Source organism: Roseibium litorale (assembly GCF_014842915.1).
GTDB classification, from domain to species: Bacteria; Pseudomonadota; Alphaproteobacteria; order Rhizobiales; family Stappiaceae; genus Roseibium; species Roseibium litorale.
In genome coordinates, this window is sequence record NZ_JACYXI010000015.1 from 61,050 (window position 1) to 75,830 (window position 14,781).

Annotated in this window: 12 protein-coding genes and 1 riboswitch; of the genes, 8 read left to right on the forward strand and 4 right to left on the reverse strand. The window is 59.8% G+C overall.

The annotated features are described in order from the left end of the window. Positions 1 to 21: 21 nt before the first annotated feature. Genes IG616_RS19490 through serA form a run of 3 tightly spaced genes read left to right on the forward strand, consistent with a single transcriptional unit; the run spans position 22 to position 3,285 of the window. A complete protein-coding gene (locus IG616_RS19490; protein WP_192150003.1) occupies positions 22 to 1,200 on the forward strand; it encodes a phosphoserine transaminase in 1,179 nt (392 codons plus the stop codon). Then, a complete protein-coding gene (locus tag IG616_RS19495) occupies positions 1,201 to 1,683 on the forward strand; it encodes a hypothetical protein (protein ID WP_209007790.1) in 483 nt (160 codons plus the stop codon). It abuts the gene before it with no gap. Between the two features lie 15 nt (positions 1,684 to 1,698). Beyond that, positions 1,699 to 3,285, forward strand: coding sequence for a phosphoglycerate dehydrogenase (gene serA, locus IG616_RS19500; RefSeq protein WP_192150005.1), 1,587 nt, complete (start codon positions 1,699 to 1,701; stop codon positions 3,283 to 3,285). Positions 3,286 to 3,315: 30 nt separating this feature from the next. Here serA and IG616_RS19505 read toward each other — a convergent pair whose 3' ends face one another. Then, entirely contained in the window at positions 3,316 to 4,218 is a 903-nt protein-coding gene (locus IG616_RS19505) for a DMT family transporter (protein ID WP_192150007.1), read from the reverse strand. Positions 4,219 to 4,588: 370 nt separating this feature from the next. On the opposite strand from IG616_RS19505, the gene IG616_RS19510 reads away from it, so the two are divergent. From IG616_RS19510 to IG616_RS19525, 4 genes are all read left to right on the forward strand, one after another. Continuing rightward, the gene (locus IG616_RS19510; protein WP_192150009.1) at positions 4,589 to 5,878 is read left to right on the forward strand and encodes an adenylosuccinate synthase; all 1,290 of its coding nucleotides are present in this window, start codon (positions 4,589 to 4,591) and stop codon (positions 5,876 to 5,878) included. A gap of 261 nt (positions 5,879 to 6,139) precedes the next feature. Further along, a complete protein-coding gene (locus IG616_RS19515) occupies positions 6,140 to 7,792 on the forward strand; it encodes a hypothetical protein (protein WP_192150011.1) in 1,653 nt (550 codons plus the stop codon). 64 nt (positions 7,793 to 7,856) lie between these two features. Continuing rightward, a riboswitch (TPP riboswitch) is annotated at positions 7,857 to 7,963 on the forward strand. A 154-nt stretch (positions 7,964 to 8,117) separates the two neighbouring features. Next, positions 8,118 to 8,873: an ABC transporter permease gene (locus IG616_RS19520; RefSeq protein WP_192150013.1), complete on the forward strand. Its 756-nt coding sequence runs from the start codon at positions 8,118 to 8,120 to the stop codon at positions 8,871 to 8,873. A gap of 37 nt (positions 8,874 to 8,910) precedes the next feature. Beyond that, entirely contained in the window at positions 8,911 to 9,849 is a 939-nt protein-coding gene (locus IG616_RS19525; RefSeq protein WP_192150015.1) for an ABC transporter substrate-binding protein, read from the forward strand. On the opposite strand, the gene IG616_RS19530 is transcribed toward IG616_RS19525, so the two are convergent. The 3 genes from IG616_RS19530 to IG616_RS19540 form a co-directional block, all read right to left on the reverse strand. After that, the gene (locus IG616_RS19530) at positions 9,846 to 12,122 is read right to left on the reverse strand and encodes a CHASE2 domain-containing protein (protein WP_343072404.1); all 2,277 of its coding nucleotides are present in this window, start codon (positions 12,120 to 12,122) and stop codon (positions 9,846 to 9,848) included. The two genes, IG616_RS19525 and IG616_RS19530, sit on opposite strands and share 4 nt — an antisense overlap. Before the next feature lie 174 nt (positions 12,123 to 12,296). Further along, positions 12,297 to 13,181 carry an RNA polymerase sigma factor RpoH gene (rpoH, locus tag IG616_RS19535; protein WP_192150019.1) on the reverse strand — a complete coding sequence of 295 codons (885 nt, stop codon included), beginning with the start codon at positions 13,179 to 13,181 and terminating at the stop codon, positions 12,297 to 12,299. Positions 13,182 to 13,366: 185 nt separating this feature from the next. Next, positions 13,367 to 14,392 carry an RluA family pseudouridine synthase gene (locus IG616_RS19540; RefSeq protein WP_192150021.1) on the reverse strand — a complete coding sequence of 342 codons (1,026 nt, stop codon included), beginning with the start codon at positions 14,390 to 14,392 and terminating at the stop codon, positions 13,367 to 13,369. Between IG616_RS19540 and IG616_RS19545 the strand changes: the two genes are divergently transcribed. Then, the gene (locus IG616_RS19545) at positions 14,391 to 14,744 is read left to right on the forward strand and encodes a hypothetical protein (RefSeq protein ID WP_192150023.1); all 354 of its coding nucleotides are present in this window, start codon (positions 14,391 to 14,393) and stop codon (positions 14,742 to 14,744) included. The genes IG616_RS19540 and IG616_RS19545 overlap by 2 nt on opposite strands. Positions 14,745 to 14,781 lie beyond the last annotated feature (37 nt).

A 14,781-nucleotide genomic window follows, 5' to 3' on the forward strand; every position in this document is an offset into this window, starting at 1 on the left:
CTATCTGAGAGGGTAGAATTTATGACGACTGCACATGCCAAGCCGGACCAGCGTCCGGCCAATCCCAATTTTTCTTCCGGTCCCTGCGCAAAGCGTCCCGGCTGGTCTCTTGAAGGCCTGGCCGACGCGCCGCTTGGCCGCTCCCACCGCGCCAAGATCGGCAAGACCAAGCTGGAGCAGGCAATAGACCTGACCCGTGAGGTTCTCCAGGTTCCGGCAGATTATCGTATCGGTATCGTTCCGGCGTCCGACACGGGCGCTGTTGAGATGGCGCTCTGGTCGCTGCTCGGCGCGCGCCCGGTCGACATGCTCGCCTGGGAAAGCTTCGGTTCCGGCTGGATTACCGACGTCGTCAAGCAGCTGAAACTCGACAATGTCCGCAAGTTCGAGGCTGATTACGGTCTCCTTCCGGATCTGTCCCAGATCGATTTTTCTCACGATGTTGTCTTCACCTGGAACGGCACGACCTCTGGCGTGCGTGTTCCCAATGGCGACTGGATCCCGGCCGATCGGGAAGGCCTTACCATTTGTGATGCCACCTCCGCGGCGTTCGCCCAGAACCTCGACTTCTCCAAGCTCGACGTCGTGACCTTCTCCTGGCAGAAGGCATTGGGCGGGGAGGGCGCGCATGGCATGCTGATCCTCAGTCCGCGTGCTGTCGAGCGGCTGGAAAGCTACACGCCTGACTGGCCGATGCCGAAGATCTTCCGCATGACCAAGGGCGGCAAGCTGATCGAAGGCATCTTCAAGGGCGAAACCATCAACACCCCGTCCATGCTCTGCGTCGAGGATTATCTTGATGCTCTGCTGTGGGCGAAGTCCATCGGTGGTCTGGAGGGGCTGATCGGCCGGGCTGACCGCAACCTTGCGGCTGTGACGGCCTGGGTTGAGCGGACCCCGTGGGTTGATTTTCTAGCTGTGGAGCCGGAAACGCGCTCTAATACGTCCATCTGCCTTCGGGTGGTGGATCCCGCCGTCACGGCTCTGCCTGATGCGGAGCAGGATGCGATTGCCAAGGCGATTGTTTCCAAACTGGCTGCGGAAGGTGTCGCCTATGATATTGGAGCATACAGGGATGCTCCCTCCGGCCTTCGTATCTGGGCCGGTGCAACCATCGAGACGTCCGATCTCGAGGCCTTGTTCGGCTGGCTCGATTGGGCCTTTGCCGAGGCTGCCGCGTCAGCGGTCAAGGCGGCCTGAGTGATGCTCGCCGATCCGCTAAGCGCCAAGCTTGCGGGATTCGTGCAGGACATAGGAATACCGGTGCATCTGGCCGATCTGCCGGATCCGACGTTTCTGCCCGGAATTGATATCCGGTTCGGCGAGCTGATTGTTGACGAGAAACGCCTGCTGTATCCGGGCGATCTGCTGCATGAGGCAGGGCACGTGGCTGTCGCGTCCCCTGAAGAACGGCAGCTGGAGAAACTGGATCCTCAGCCTGGCGATGAGATGGCGACACTTGCGTGGTCCTATGCGGCTGCCCGCCATCTCGAGATTTCCGTTGAGGTCGTCTTTCACCCCGATGGCTACAAGGGCGGTGCCGACGCGCTGATCGAGAATTTCTCGGCCGGCCGCTATGTCGGTGTTCCCCTGCTTCAGTACTACGGCATGTGTTACGAGCCGAGGCTGGCGGCCGAAGAGGGTGTCGACCCCTTTCCCAATATGCTGCGCTGGTTGCGCTAACTTTCAGGTACGAACATGGCACCCAGAGTTCTCATTTCGGACAAGCTGTCCGACGCGGCGGTCCAGATCTTCAAGGACCGCGGTATCGACGTCGATTTTCAGCCCGATCTCGGCAAGGACAAAGACCGGCTGTTGTCGGTCATCGATCAGTATGACGGGCTTGCGATCCGCTCTGCGACCAAGGTCACGGAAAAGATCATCGCTGCGGCTTCCCGGCTGAAAGTGATCGGCCGCGCGGGCATCGGTGTCGACAATGTCGATATCACGAAGGCCACGGCCCGGGGCATCATTGTGATGAACACCCCCTTCGGCAACGCCATCACGACGGCGGAACACGCGATTGCGATGATGTTCTCGCTTGCCCGCCAGATCCCGGCCGCCGACGCCTCAACCCAGGCTGGGAAGTGGGAAAAGTCCGGCTTCATGGGAGTGGAAATCACCTCCAAGACGCTTGGCCTGATCGGTTGCGGCAACATCGGCTCCATCGTTGCCGACCGGGCTATAGGATTGCGGATGAAGGTGGTTGCGTTTGACCCATTCCTGACACCTGAACGGGCTTCTATTCTTGGCGTCGAAAAGGTTGAACTGGACGAGTTGCTGCGCCGGGCTGACTTCATCACGCTGCACACGCCGCTGACGGACAAGACCCGCAACATCATCGATGCGGCTGCCATCGCCAAGATGAAGACCGGGGCCTATCTGATCAACTGCGCCCGTGGGGGTCTCGCCGATGAGCAGGCTGTGCGCGATGCACTGGACAGCGGCAAGCTGGCAGGGGCAGGGTTTGACGTGTTTGTCGAGGAACCGGCAAAGGAAAATGTGCTTTTTGGCGCGCGCAACTTTGTCTCAACGCCGCATCTGGGAGCGTCAACCAGCGAAGCGCAGGAGAATGTCGCTCTGCAGGTCGCCGAACAGATGTGCGACTATCTGCTGCATGGGGCGGTGTCCAACGCCCTGAACATGCCGTCTATCTCGGCTGACGAGGCGCCGAAGCTTACACCTTTTGTCAGGCTGGCGGAGCAGCTTGGTCTGTTTGCAGGCCAGCTGACCGAAAGCGGGATCAAGACCATCCGTCTGGAATATGCCGGTGCCGTTGCGGACCTCAACACCCGGGCTTTGACCTCGGCGGCGCTGACCGGGGTGCTGACCCCTCTGTTGCAGACCGTCAACATGGTCTCCGCCCCTGTGGTTGCCCGTGAACGCGGGATCGAGGTGGAAGAAACCCGCCGTGAGCAGAAGGGGGCCTTCGAGACCTATATCCGGCTGACGCTGGTGACCGAAACCCAGGAACGGTCCGTCGCCGGGACAGTGTTCGAGGATGGCAAGCCGCGCATCATTCAGGTGAAGGGCATCAATATGGAGGCTGAACTCGGCCCCTACATGCTTTACATCACCAACGAGGACAAGCCGGGTTTCATTGGCCGCCTTGGCATGGAGCTGGGCGACAGCGGTATCAACATCGCAACCTTCAACCTTGGCCGAACGGCTCCGGGCAAGGATGCGATCTGCCTTGTCGAGGTCGACGGAGAGGTGCCGCAGGAGGTTCTTAACCGCCTGTCTGCGGTTTCCCATGTCAAGCAGGTCAAGAAACTGCGTTTCTGAGGTGCCGGCGAGACGTTAAAGAAGGGCGGCTCATCGGGCCGCCCTTTTGAGTCCTGCAAGGTTGAGAATCCGCCCGTCCAGCAAAAGCAGGCCAGCGAGCAGCAGAGCAAAGCCGCCGAGCTGATATCCCTTCAACTGCTCTCCAAGCAGCAGGCTGCCAAAAAGGATGGCGCTGGCCGGAACAAGCAGCGTGACCAGCGAAGCGTTGGTAGCGCCCGCATCGGCCAGAAGCTTGAAATAGAGCAGATAGGCAAAGGCCGTTGCGAGAACGCCAAGCGCCAGAACATTGAGCCAGACAAAGCCGGACGTCTCCAAGGGAGACCATGAGCCCAATGTCAGCAGGGCAACCGGAAGCATGATCAGCGTGGAGCCGCTGAGCTGCCCGGCTGCGGACACCATCGGCGGGAGATGCTTGAAGCGGCGACCGAACGCGGCCGCGAGTGCGTAGGAAACCGCAGCGCCAAGGCAGGCCAGCTGGGCCCAGAGCGGATCGTTCCCATTGCTCTCAAGGCTCTGCATCAGCATGAGCAGAACACCTCCAAACCCGACAAGAACACCCGCAATTCGGTACAGACGGACAGGTTCCTGTTTCAGAACGACTGCCGCGACCAGAAACGTGAAGATCGGCGTTGTCGCGTTGAGAATGGAGGCAAGTCCCGCCGCGATCGCGGTCTGGCCCCAGAAGATCAGCGAGAAAGGAACGGCGTTGTTGAGCAGTCCCATGATCAGGAACGCTCCCAGCATCCGTGGCTCGAACGGGAACGGCCGTCTTGTCAGGCGGAGGACCGCATGAAGAACAACCGCCGCCAGGCTGACCCGCAAGAAAACGAGCACGAGCGGCGGTATCTCTGCAACCGCAACTTTCGCAAAAAGAAAGGAACCTCCCCAGACCGCGCCGAGAAGCAAAAGCAGGAGCCAGTTTCTGAAGGACATTGAAGGCACCAGAATTCGAAGGTGGGACGATTGCGTTGATCTGTCTTTTCTAGCACGGCGTGTTGTGGTGCTGAAAACCCGATTTGCGAGCGGCAGCTTGTTTCCGTCTTCCCGTCCGCAAGTTCCCGTTTGAGAACATGTGCTTAGCCGGTAGAATTGCTGCTCCCGGTTTCCGGGTGAGCTGGCTATCTGATTGATCCGGTGGTTTGCGCGGTCACGCTTGAGAAAAAGCGGCTCCAAGGGGTCGCCATTGCCGGAGCAAATGTCTATAGTCCGCCGCGTTTGCCCCGGGCGGAGCGTCCGGGGTTCTTCGTGTTTAGACCGGCGGGAAACCGCGCCGGTGATGCCGTTTCAGGAGGGCAGGAAATCCATGGCCAATGTGGTTGTCGTCGGATCGCAGTGGGGTGATGAAGGCAAGGGCAAGATCGTTGACTGGTTGTCCGAACAGGCCGATGTCATCGTCCGCTTCCAGGGCGGTCACAACGCTGGCCATACGCTGGTGATCGATGGTGTCAGCTACAAGCTGTCCCTGCTTCCCTCCGGTGTTGTTCGTGGCAAGCTGTCCGTCATCGGCAACGGTGTCGTTCTTGACCCGCATGCTTTTGTCGCGGAAGTCGAACGTCTCGCCGCTCAAGGTATCACCGTCACTCCGCAAAGCCTGCGCGTGGCCGAGAATGTCACGCTGATCCTTTCGCTGCACCAGGAACTGGATGCGCTGCGTGAGAACTCCAACAGCGGAACCCGCATCGGTACCACAAAGCGCGGCATTGGCCCGGCTTACGAAGACAAGGTTGGCCGCCGCGCCATCCGTCTGATGGACCTGGCTGACCTGAACGCGCTGCCGGCCAAGATCGACCGCCTGCTGACCCACCACAATGCGCTGCGCAAGGGCCTTGGCCAGGACGAGATCTCCGCTCAGGCGATCTATGATGAGCTGGCGAGCGTTGCCGACAAGGTCCTGCCTTACATGGATTCTGTCTGGCGTCTGCTGGATGGCGAGCGCAAGGCTGGCAAGCGGATCCTGTTTGAAGGCGCACAGGGCGCTCTTCTCGATATTGATCACGGCACTTATCCTTTCGTGACCTCGTCCAACACCGTTGCGGGTCAAGCCGCTGCCGGTTCGGGACTTGGGCCGGGCTCGATCGATTACGTGCTCGGCATCACAAAGGCCTACACCACCCGCGTGGGGGAAGGCCCGTTCCCGACCGAGCAGCAAAACGAAGTCGGTGATTTCCTTGGAACCCGCGGTCATGAGTTCGGCACGGTCACGGGCCGTAAGCGCCGCTGCGGCTGGTTCGACGCGGTTCTGGTGCGCCAGACGGTCTGCACGTCCGGTATCACCGGTATTGCACTGACCAAGCTGGACGTTCTGGACGGTCTCGACGAGATCAAGATCTGCGTTGCCTATGAGCTGGATGGTCAGCGAATCGACTATCTGCCGGCTTCTCAGGCGGCTCAGGAACGCGCCATTCCGATCTACGAAAGCCTGCCGGGCTGGAAAGAATCCACAGAAGGCGCACGCAGCTGGGCCGATCTTCCGGCTCAGGCGATCAAATACGTGCGCTATGTGGAAGAGCTGATCGGTGCACCGGTCGCACTGCTGTCCACCAGCCCCGAGCGCGAAGACACCATTTTGATGCAGAACCCCTTCCAGGACTGAGATCCTAGGGTTTGCCTCACGTTTAAGCATAGCGCTGGCGGCTCTTTCAAACCGGGCTGTCAGCGCTATTTTTATATCCGGGCTGGAGCTTTGCCGTCTGCTTGCCGGAACTGCGCCGCAGGAATGGCGGAATTCAGCGGTAGCGTGCGCTGAACTCAATGATCACGAGCGACAACAAGGGCTTCGCTCTGAATGCAACATGGTATAAGCCTTCATTGATAATGACCGGGAAACTTTTGGCGGCGGCCAACAGGCGGGAAGATGGCTGATTATTATTCGATTTTGAAACGAACGATTTCGTCGCTTCCGGAGAACAACGGCGCTGCGCGCCGGAGTGTTTACAGCCGGGCGCGCAATGCGATTGTCAATCAGCTCAAGGCCTATGAACCGCCGCTCTCGCCGTCCGAAATCACGGCGGAGCAATTGCGCCTTGAAGAGGCCATCCGCAAAGTCGAGGCTGAGGCTGCTCGTGAAAGCCTTGGACTTGGACAGGCCGCGCCAAAAGCAGCTCCTGCTGCCGCCCCGGCTCCTCAGGCCCCTGTCAGACAGGAACCCCAGGCGCCGCAAGCACCTGCGGCGGAGCCTGAAAGCCATGTTCAGCCCTCAGCTTCCGCTGTTCAAACGGCGTCGCCGCTGAAGTCCAGTGTGGATCAAGCCGCGCAGCTTGGCGAAGCGTCTCACAGAGCGGTTCAATCGACCAAGGAAGTGATGTCGGCGTCCGCACCGGCGGTGTCTCACCCTCAGGTTAGACAGGAACCGGTCTTCTCGTCGAGCAAGCCGCAAGCCCAGCCTGTTGATGCTTCCGCTTCTTCAGAAGAGCCGTATTCTGCAGAGGAACCCACGGGTTCAGACGCGGATACAGCGCCTGAAGCTCCAAAGCTGCGGGCCGAAAAGCCACGGCGTGAAAAGCGTAAACCTGCTTCTGAGAGGAAGCAGGCTGGATCCGGTTTCCCGGTTCTGCCCCTCGCTCTGGTTGGGGTTCTGGTGCTTTTGATCGCAGGCGTAGTAGCGTTTCTTTATTCCTCCGGGGATGAAGGTGGGACGGATGTCGCGGTCAACACGCCTGTGACAGAGACGGCGGCTCCGTCTGATTCCGGACCGGAAACAGCGCCAGGAGATACGGTGGAAACACCTGCACCTGCGCAAGAAAACACAAAGATTGAAGACCGGTTGCTGGACGACAGTGGTGAGCCTGCTGCGGCGCCGGACGCACGGACTGTCACGACGACCCTGATTACGCCTCAGGAAAGCGGTGTTTCCTCATCGCCAGGAACCAGCACCGATGTTCCGCTCGATAGCCCGGCCATCGTGAACGAGAACTCAGGTATCGCATCCGTGACGCCGGAAGCCGATACAAGCGGGGTGACCGCCGGTACTCAGCGCTCCATCCTTTATGAGGAAGGGGACGAGGCAAATGGTGCGGGGACTGCGTCTCAGGGGGAGGTGACCTGGGCGCTGAATGAAGAGACGAATCTGGAAGGCAAAAAGTATAACGTTCTGTCTGCCGATATCCAGATCCCTGAGCGGAACGTCTCGGTGTCTTTGAAGATCAAGCCGAATGACGATCCGTCCCTGCCTGCGAGCCATCTGGTCGAGATCAAGTTCGACTTCCCGGATGACTTCTCCGCGGGTGAAATCGTCAGCGTTCCAGGTCTGGTCATGAAGCCGACCGAAGAAGCCCGCGGCGATGGCCTGATCGGAGCCTCGGTGAAAGTGTCTCCCGGCTATTTCTGGATCGCGCTGTCCAGCCTCAGCAGTGAGCGGGAGCGGAATATGGGCCTGCTGCGCGAGCGCGGCTGGATTGATATCCCGATGCTGTTCGAAAATGGCAAACGCGGCATCCTGACGCTTGAAAAGGGTGGCGCCGGAACGGCGGCCGTCGATCAGGCTGTCACGTCCTGGCAGGCCGGCTGATCCTTTCGCAGTTCTTCTTTGCGGGAACAGGCTTGCCTTTTGTCTGAAGGCAATGCATGTTCCGCATTGGTCCGAGGGGTGTTCCGTGAACCGGAACTGAGATGGCTTTGCGCCGAACCCTTAGAACCTGATCCGGGTCATGCCGGCGAAGGGACGGAAGCCTTTAGCCATATCCCGGATCTCCAGTGTCGCATTCGGCTTGTCCGAAGACGGGAGATCCTGCTTTGCGTTGTGTACTATCCCCTCTCCGGGGCATTTCCGATGAGCATATTTCCGCGGCCATGATGTGCCGCCGCCTTTTCCAATTGGAAAGGGCCAAAGGCTCATGACCGGTTTTGCTTCTTCCAGTCTGCGGATTGCCGCGGGGCTTATTGTATTCCTGTGTCTTTGGGCGGGGTTGGTCCACGCGCTGGAGATCCCCGCCTTTATGCTGCCGGGGCCATACAGCGTTGCGGTGGCCTTTTCTGAGCGCGCATCTTTCCTTCTCGAACATGCGGCAATTACGGCCTATGAAACGCTGCTCGGCTTCGTCTTCGGGGTCTCCGCCGGCACCCTGCTGGCCATTGCGATGTGGCTGTCGCCTCTGACGCGCCGGGCCCTGCTGCCTGTCGTTCTGGTCACTCAGGCCTTGCCGGTTTTCGCCATAGCTCCGATCCTTGTTCTCTGGCTTGGCTTCGGTCTTGCCTCGAAGATCGTGATGGCGGTGCTGGTCATCTTCTTCGCGGTCACGTCCTCGTTCTATGATGGTCTGCGCCGGGCAGATGCCGGGCTGGTGGATCTGGCCCGGCTCTACCGCTTGTCCCGGTTCAAGGAACTCATCTACTTCCGCATCCCTTCCGGACTGCCGGCACTTGCCTCCGGTATCCGGATCGCAGCGGTTTTCGCCCCCATCGGAGCCATTGTCGGCGAGTGGGTCGGTGCGAAGGGCGGCCTTGCCTTCATCATGCTTCAGAGCAACGCCCGCATGCAGACCGATGTCATGTTCGCCGCGCTCATCCTGCTCGCGCTCATGGTCTTGACGCTCCGTTTCACCGTCGACCGCCTGACCCGCTCTCTTGTTCCCTGGCAGCCGGAAGACTGATCTGCCAGCACCCAATCCCATAATTGTGGAGGACTTCATGAAAAACCTGATCAGATGCCTGACCGCTGCAGCGGTTCTGGCCGCCACACCGGTTCAGGCGGCTGAAAAGCTAACTGTTCTGCTCGATTGGTTCACGAACCCGGATCACGCGCCGATCATCACGGCGCAGACCAAGGGGTTCTTTGCCGCAGAAGGCCTGGACGTTGAAATCGTGGAGCCGGCTGATCCTGCCATGCCACCGAAGCTGGTTGCCGCGGGGCAGGGGGACATTGCAATCTCCTATCAGCCGACCCTTCATGCCCAGATCGAAGAGGACATGCCGTTGAAGAGCATTGGGGCTCTCGTCTCGACGCCGCTCAACAGCTTGATTGTTCTTGATGACGGTCCGGTCAAGGAACTCAAGGATCTCAAGGGCAAGAAGGTCGGCTTCTCCGTTTCCGGTTTTGAAGATGCCATGCTTGGTCAGATGCTGACGTCGGCCGGGCTGACCATGAAGGATGTCGAACTGGTCAACGTTAACTTCGCTCTGTCTCCGGCTCTGATGACGGGCCAGGTGGATGCGGTCATTGGCGGTTACCGGAACTTCGAACTGACCCAGATTGAAATCGAGGGCAAGAAGGGCCGCGCCTTCTTTCCGGAAGAGCATGGCGTGCCCCCTTATGACGAGCTGATCTATGTCGTGCACAAGGACAAGACCGGCGACCCCCGCTACGCGAAGTTTCTGGCTGCAGTCGAGAATGCGACCATCTATCTGACCAACCATCCGGAAGAAGCCTGGGATGCTTTTGTCGAGGCCTATCCGAACCTCAATGACGAACTTAACCGCCGGGCCTGGTTCGATACGCTGCCGCGTTTCGCAAAGCGGCCCGCTGCTCTGGACGAGGGCCGATATCAGCGCTTCGCTGATTTCATGCTGGAAAACGGCCTGATCAAGAAAGCGGTTCCGGTCGCTGATTACGCGGTCGAGATCCGCTAAGTCTGATCAATCATTGGGGTGGCTGGCTCCTGTTCTGCCGCCCCAAGTGGAAGATAGCCTTCCTCCGGCACACTCCCTGAGAGCATCTGGTGTTCGGCAAGCTCTGCAATGGCAGCGGCAAAGACCTCGTAGAACGGGCTTTGCCGTCCGGTCGCGGCCTTCCGGCAGGCTTCCAGATGAAGCGCTGCCTCTGCGGCGTTGCCATCGCGCATGGCGCTGACCATTGCTGCATGCGCCTTGGAAAGCAGGCGGAAGCCTTCCGTGTGCCGGTAGCTCTCGTCTCCCACCAGCGCAAAGAGCCGCACCGGTTCCGATTTTCCCTTGAGAGGGATTTCGCCTGCCTCCAGATAAGCGAACTCGGGCGCAGCCCGGCGGGTCGCATCAGAGATGAGCAACTCCGCACCCACAGCTTTGCAGCTCGACTCGATCCGCGAGGAAATATTCACTGCATCGCCAATCACCGAATAGTTGAAGCGGCGGCTGGACCCCATGTTGCCGACGCAGGCCTCGCCGGTGTTGAGGCCGATGCCGATGTGAACCGACTGGGTTTTCAATCCGCGGGCCTTGAAACCGAAGGCATCGCTTTCATTCAGCTCATCGACCTTTTTCAGCATGTCCAGCGCGGCGCGGCAGGCATGGCTGGCATGGGCCTTGATCGCCAGTGGCGCGTTCCAGAAAGCCATGATGCTGTCGCCGATATATTTGTCGATCGTGCCTTCCTCATGCTGGATGATGTCCGACAAGGGAGAGAGCAGGGTATTGAGGAAGCTGACCAGCTCGGTCGGGGTCAGCTGCTCGGAAATCGGTGTAAAGCCGCGCACGTCCATGAAGAGGATGGTCATGTCGCGCATTTCGCCGCCCAGAACCAGCTGCTCCGGAGCCTCTTCAAGCTGATTGACCAGATGGGGCGACAGATATTGACCGAAGGCCTGCCGGACGAAACGCTTCTCCCGTTCTGTCATGATGTAGAGCAGGGTCGTTTCCGCAACGAAGACGAACAGCACGGCGAGGGAGGGGAAGACCGGATCGAACAGCAGCCCGTTCTTCAGATAGGCCATCAGCGAGCCGCCCACCAGGCTGGCGGCAATCACCGCACCCATGACCGCGGTGCCGATGCTTCCAACCGCGGGCAGGGCAAGGATAACGATCAGGCCGATCGCAAGCGTGGCCAGAGCTTCCGCGCCATCTGCCCAGTCGGGCCGGGTCAGGAAGTCTTCCGACAGGATCTGTTCGATCATCTGGGCATGAACGGAGACCCCGGGCACCACTTCGCCCAGAGGCGTTGTTCTGAGGTCGAGAAGGCCTGCGGCCGACGTGCCGACAAAAACGATCTGGCCTTCGATCAAGGGCGTGATCAGGTCGCGCTTTGTCTTGTCCAGAACGTCAATGACCGGGACATAGCGGTCCTTCCGGTCGGTGTCGTAGTGCACCCAGACCTCGCCTTTGGCCGTGGTCGGAACCACAAAGCTGCCGATCTTGAGTTCGGTGACAGCGGAATTGCCCGTTGCGGCCTCTCCGCTTGCGCCGGTTGATTTTACCAGCACGCCGCTTGCCCCTTGTGCGACACGCAGGGCTTCCACTCCAAGGCTCGGGTAGAGCTTGGTTCCATCTGTGAAGATCAGGGGCGCGCGCCGGACAACGCCGCCCTTTTCATCCTCGGAGAGCGAAATCCCGCCGGACCCGCTTGCCGCAGTCTGGAACATGTCCAGGCTTGGCAGGGTTGAGGCGAAAGGAGCCAGAAAGCTGGCCGGGTTCTCGCCGCCGAAGGCAAAGCCGGAGCGGGATATGGGCAGCCGTCCGCCCGCGTGGGTCAGCACAGCAAAGGCAACAACGGAGGGAGATTCTTCGAGGGACTGGGCAAAGACGACATCATGGTCCGGCAGCTTTGCCAGCTCCGACTTGAAGCTCTCCAGATCTGACAGATTGTCCGCCGAGAGATTTTGCAGAACCAGTCCCGGAGATGTCCGGTCCGGTTCTGCGAAGACGATGTCATAGGCAATGACGGCGGCGCCCATCTCGTTGAGCGCATGGGTCAGTTCGGCAAGCCGGGTGCGTGGCCAGGGCCATTGCCCATATTTCTTAAGCGATGCCTCGTCGATATCAACGATCCGCACGGGCCCGGGATGGTACTCGCGCGGGAAAAGTTGCTGATAGGAATCGAAGGTCAGCTCGCGGACGGCGGTCAGAAACGGCGGGTCTGTCACGCGGATGAAGGTTGCGGCCATCAAGGTCAGAACAGCCACAAGGGCGACAAGCATCCGCTTGCCCCGCACGAATTTCAACAGCCCCCGCATCCTGCTCCCCGCTCTGGACCTGCGCTCATCGCAGGTTAGGCGGTTACGTTGCGGCGAACAAGCATTGAGGACCGGGGGCAGTTTGATGCTGCAAAAAACAAAAGCCGGGTGAAACGCCCGGCTTTCATCCGTTCTGATCGAGCTTCGATTGCCTCAGGCGTGAGGGCGCTCGAATTCCTTGGCACTTGTTTGAACCGCCTTCTGGACCTTTTCAAAGGCCCGGACCTCGATCTGGCGGACACGCTCCCGGCTCACGCCGAATTCGTCGGAGAGGTCTTCCAGCGTGATCGGGTCTTCCGACAGGCGGCGGGCCTCGAAAATACGCCGCTCGCGGTCGTTCAAAACGTCCATGGCGTCGCTCAGCATGCGGCGGCGTGCATCCAGCTCTTCCTGATTGGCGAGAATGGTTTCCTGGCTGTCGGAATCATCCACCAGCCAGTCCTGCCATTCGCCGGAATCTGCTTCGGCGCGAACCGGAGCGTTCAGGCTGGCATCACCACCCAGGCGCCGGTTCATGGAAATCACTTCTTCCTCGCTCACGCCGAGCTTGGTCGCGATTTCCTGCACCTGATCAGGCTTCAGGTCGCCTTCATCCAGCGCCTGGATCTTGCCCTTGAGGCGGCGCAGGTTGAAGAACAGACGTTTCTGATTGGCAGTCGTTCCCATCTTGACCAAGGACCAGGAGCGCAGGATGTATTCCTGGATCGCGGCCTTGATCCACCACATGGCATAGGTTGCCAGGCGGAAGCCTTTGTCCGGCTCGAACCGCTTCACGGCCTGCATCAGGCCGACGTTGCCCTCGGAAACGACTTCACCCAAAGGCAGACCGTAACCGCGATAGCCCATAGCGATCTTCGCCACGAGACGCAGATGAGAATTCACCAGGCGTTCGGCAGCCTCCGGGTCGTCATGCTCCTTATACCGCTTGGCGAGCATGTACTCTTCCTGCGGCTGGAGCATGGGAAACTTGCGGATCTCGTCGAGGTAGCGGCTCAGGCCACCTTCCCCGGCGGTTAACATCGGTACATTCCGGGCCATTAGATGCGCCCCCTTTCTCCCGAATTTGCGCTCCCTCCGGGTCGTCATCCGGAAGCAGTTTGCTGCCGGACGCGCCTCTCTTCTCAGGCGAGCGCGTTAGACCAGCGTCCGTTTCACGGCCCGCTGCAAAGCTTCAATATAAGTAGCAATACGCCGATTGCATGGCCGGGAGCGAGAATTGCATTCTAAAATTTTTGTAATGCGGATAAAAGATTGGCAAAATCAGAGGGATACGGGCTCTCGAATTTCAGCGTCTCCCCCGTTGCGGGATGTTCGAATGCCAAAAGTCCGGCATGAAGAGCCTGGCGGCTGAAGTCCGAAATGACCGTCCTCAGTGGATCATCAAGCTTGTTGACCTTGGTCTTGAAGCCGGCGCCATAATCCTGATCGCCGATCAGCGGATGACCGATATGCGCCATATGCACGCGGATCTGATGCGTGCGGCCGGTCTCAAGGCGGCATTCCATCAGAGAGGCGAGTGAAGGCTGGTCTTCAGGGCCATACCGCTCCTTGACCTGCCAGTGCGTGATCGCCTGCCGTCCGCTGGTCTTCACCACCGCAATCTTCTGACGGTTGTGGAGAGAGCGGGCAAGGTTCGCGTCAATCGTGCCCTTGAGGCTGGCGGGAGCTCCCCAGACAAGCGCTGAGTAGGCCCGTTCCAGAGGACCGGTGCGGCCGTGATCGGCAAACTGGGCACTGAGACCCTGATGGGCCAGATCGGTTTTGGCGACGACCAGAAGACCGCTCGTGTCCTTGTCGATCCGGTGCACGATGCCCGGACGCTTGACGCCGCCAATGCCGGATAGGCTGTCACCGCAGTGGTGGATCAGGGCATTGACCAAGGTCCCGGTCCAGTTGCCGGCTCCCGGATGAACAACAAGGCCAGCGGGTTTGTCGACAACGATCAGATGCTCATCCTCATAGACGATGGTGAGGGGAATATCCTCGCCTTGAGGTTCTGCCTCTTCCGCCTCAGGCACGGTCAGAGCGAGAAGCTCGCCTTCATTGACCCGGTATTTCGGCTCAACTATCTTGGCGCCGTCCACAGTGACCTCGCCGGCGCGGATGAGGGCCTGGATCCGGTTACGGCTCAAGGCGTCCATTTGTCCCGCCAGGACTGCGTCGAGGCGCTTGCCCGTGTCCTCAGCATCAACCAGATAACTGAAGTCCGTGTCCATGTCGGCCGGGTCTTCCGGAGTGAATTCGTTCATGAGTCAACCTGAGTCCAAGGGATCGCAGCCCGAAGAACAACCGTTGGATCCGGCCACTTTGCGAGTGCAGGCAAAGCTGAAGCGCCTGCTCGCGGGATCGAGCCTGATCATGTTCGCGGGATTTATCGCTGTCTTCGCAGCTATCTTCTACAAGATCAACTCTTCTGATGGCGGGGCTTCAGGTGGCATTCCTTCAACGATCGCGGTCGGTCCTGATGCGGTGGTCGAGGATATGGAGCTGATTGGCGGGCGGCTGGTGCTGCTGGTGAAGGAAAACGACAAGTCCGCACTGCTTCATTTCGATCCTTCCACGGGAGTGCAGCTGGGCCGTACGGATCTGGTTTCCCGTTGATCTGACAGAGTTATTCACAGGCCGGTGCAGAGTGCTT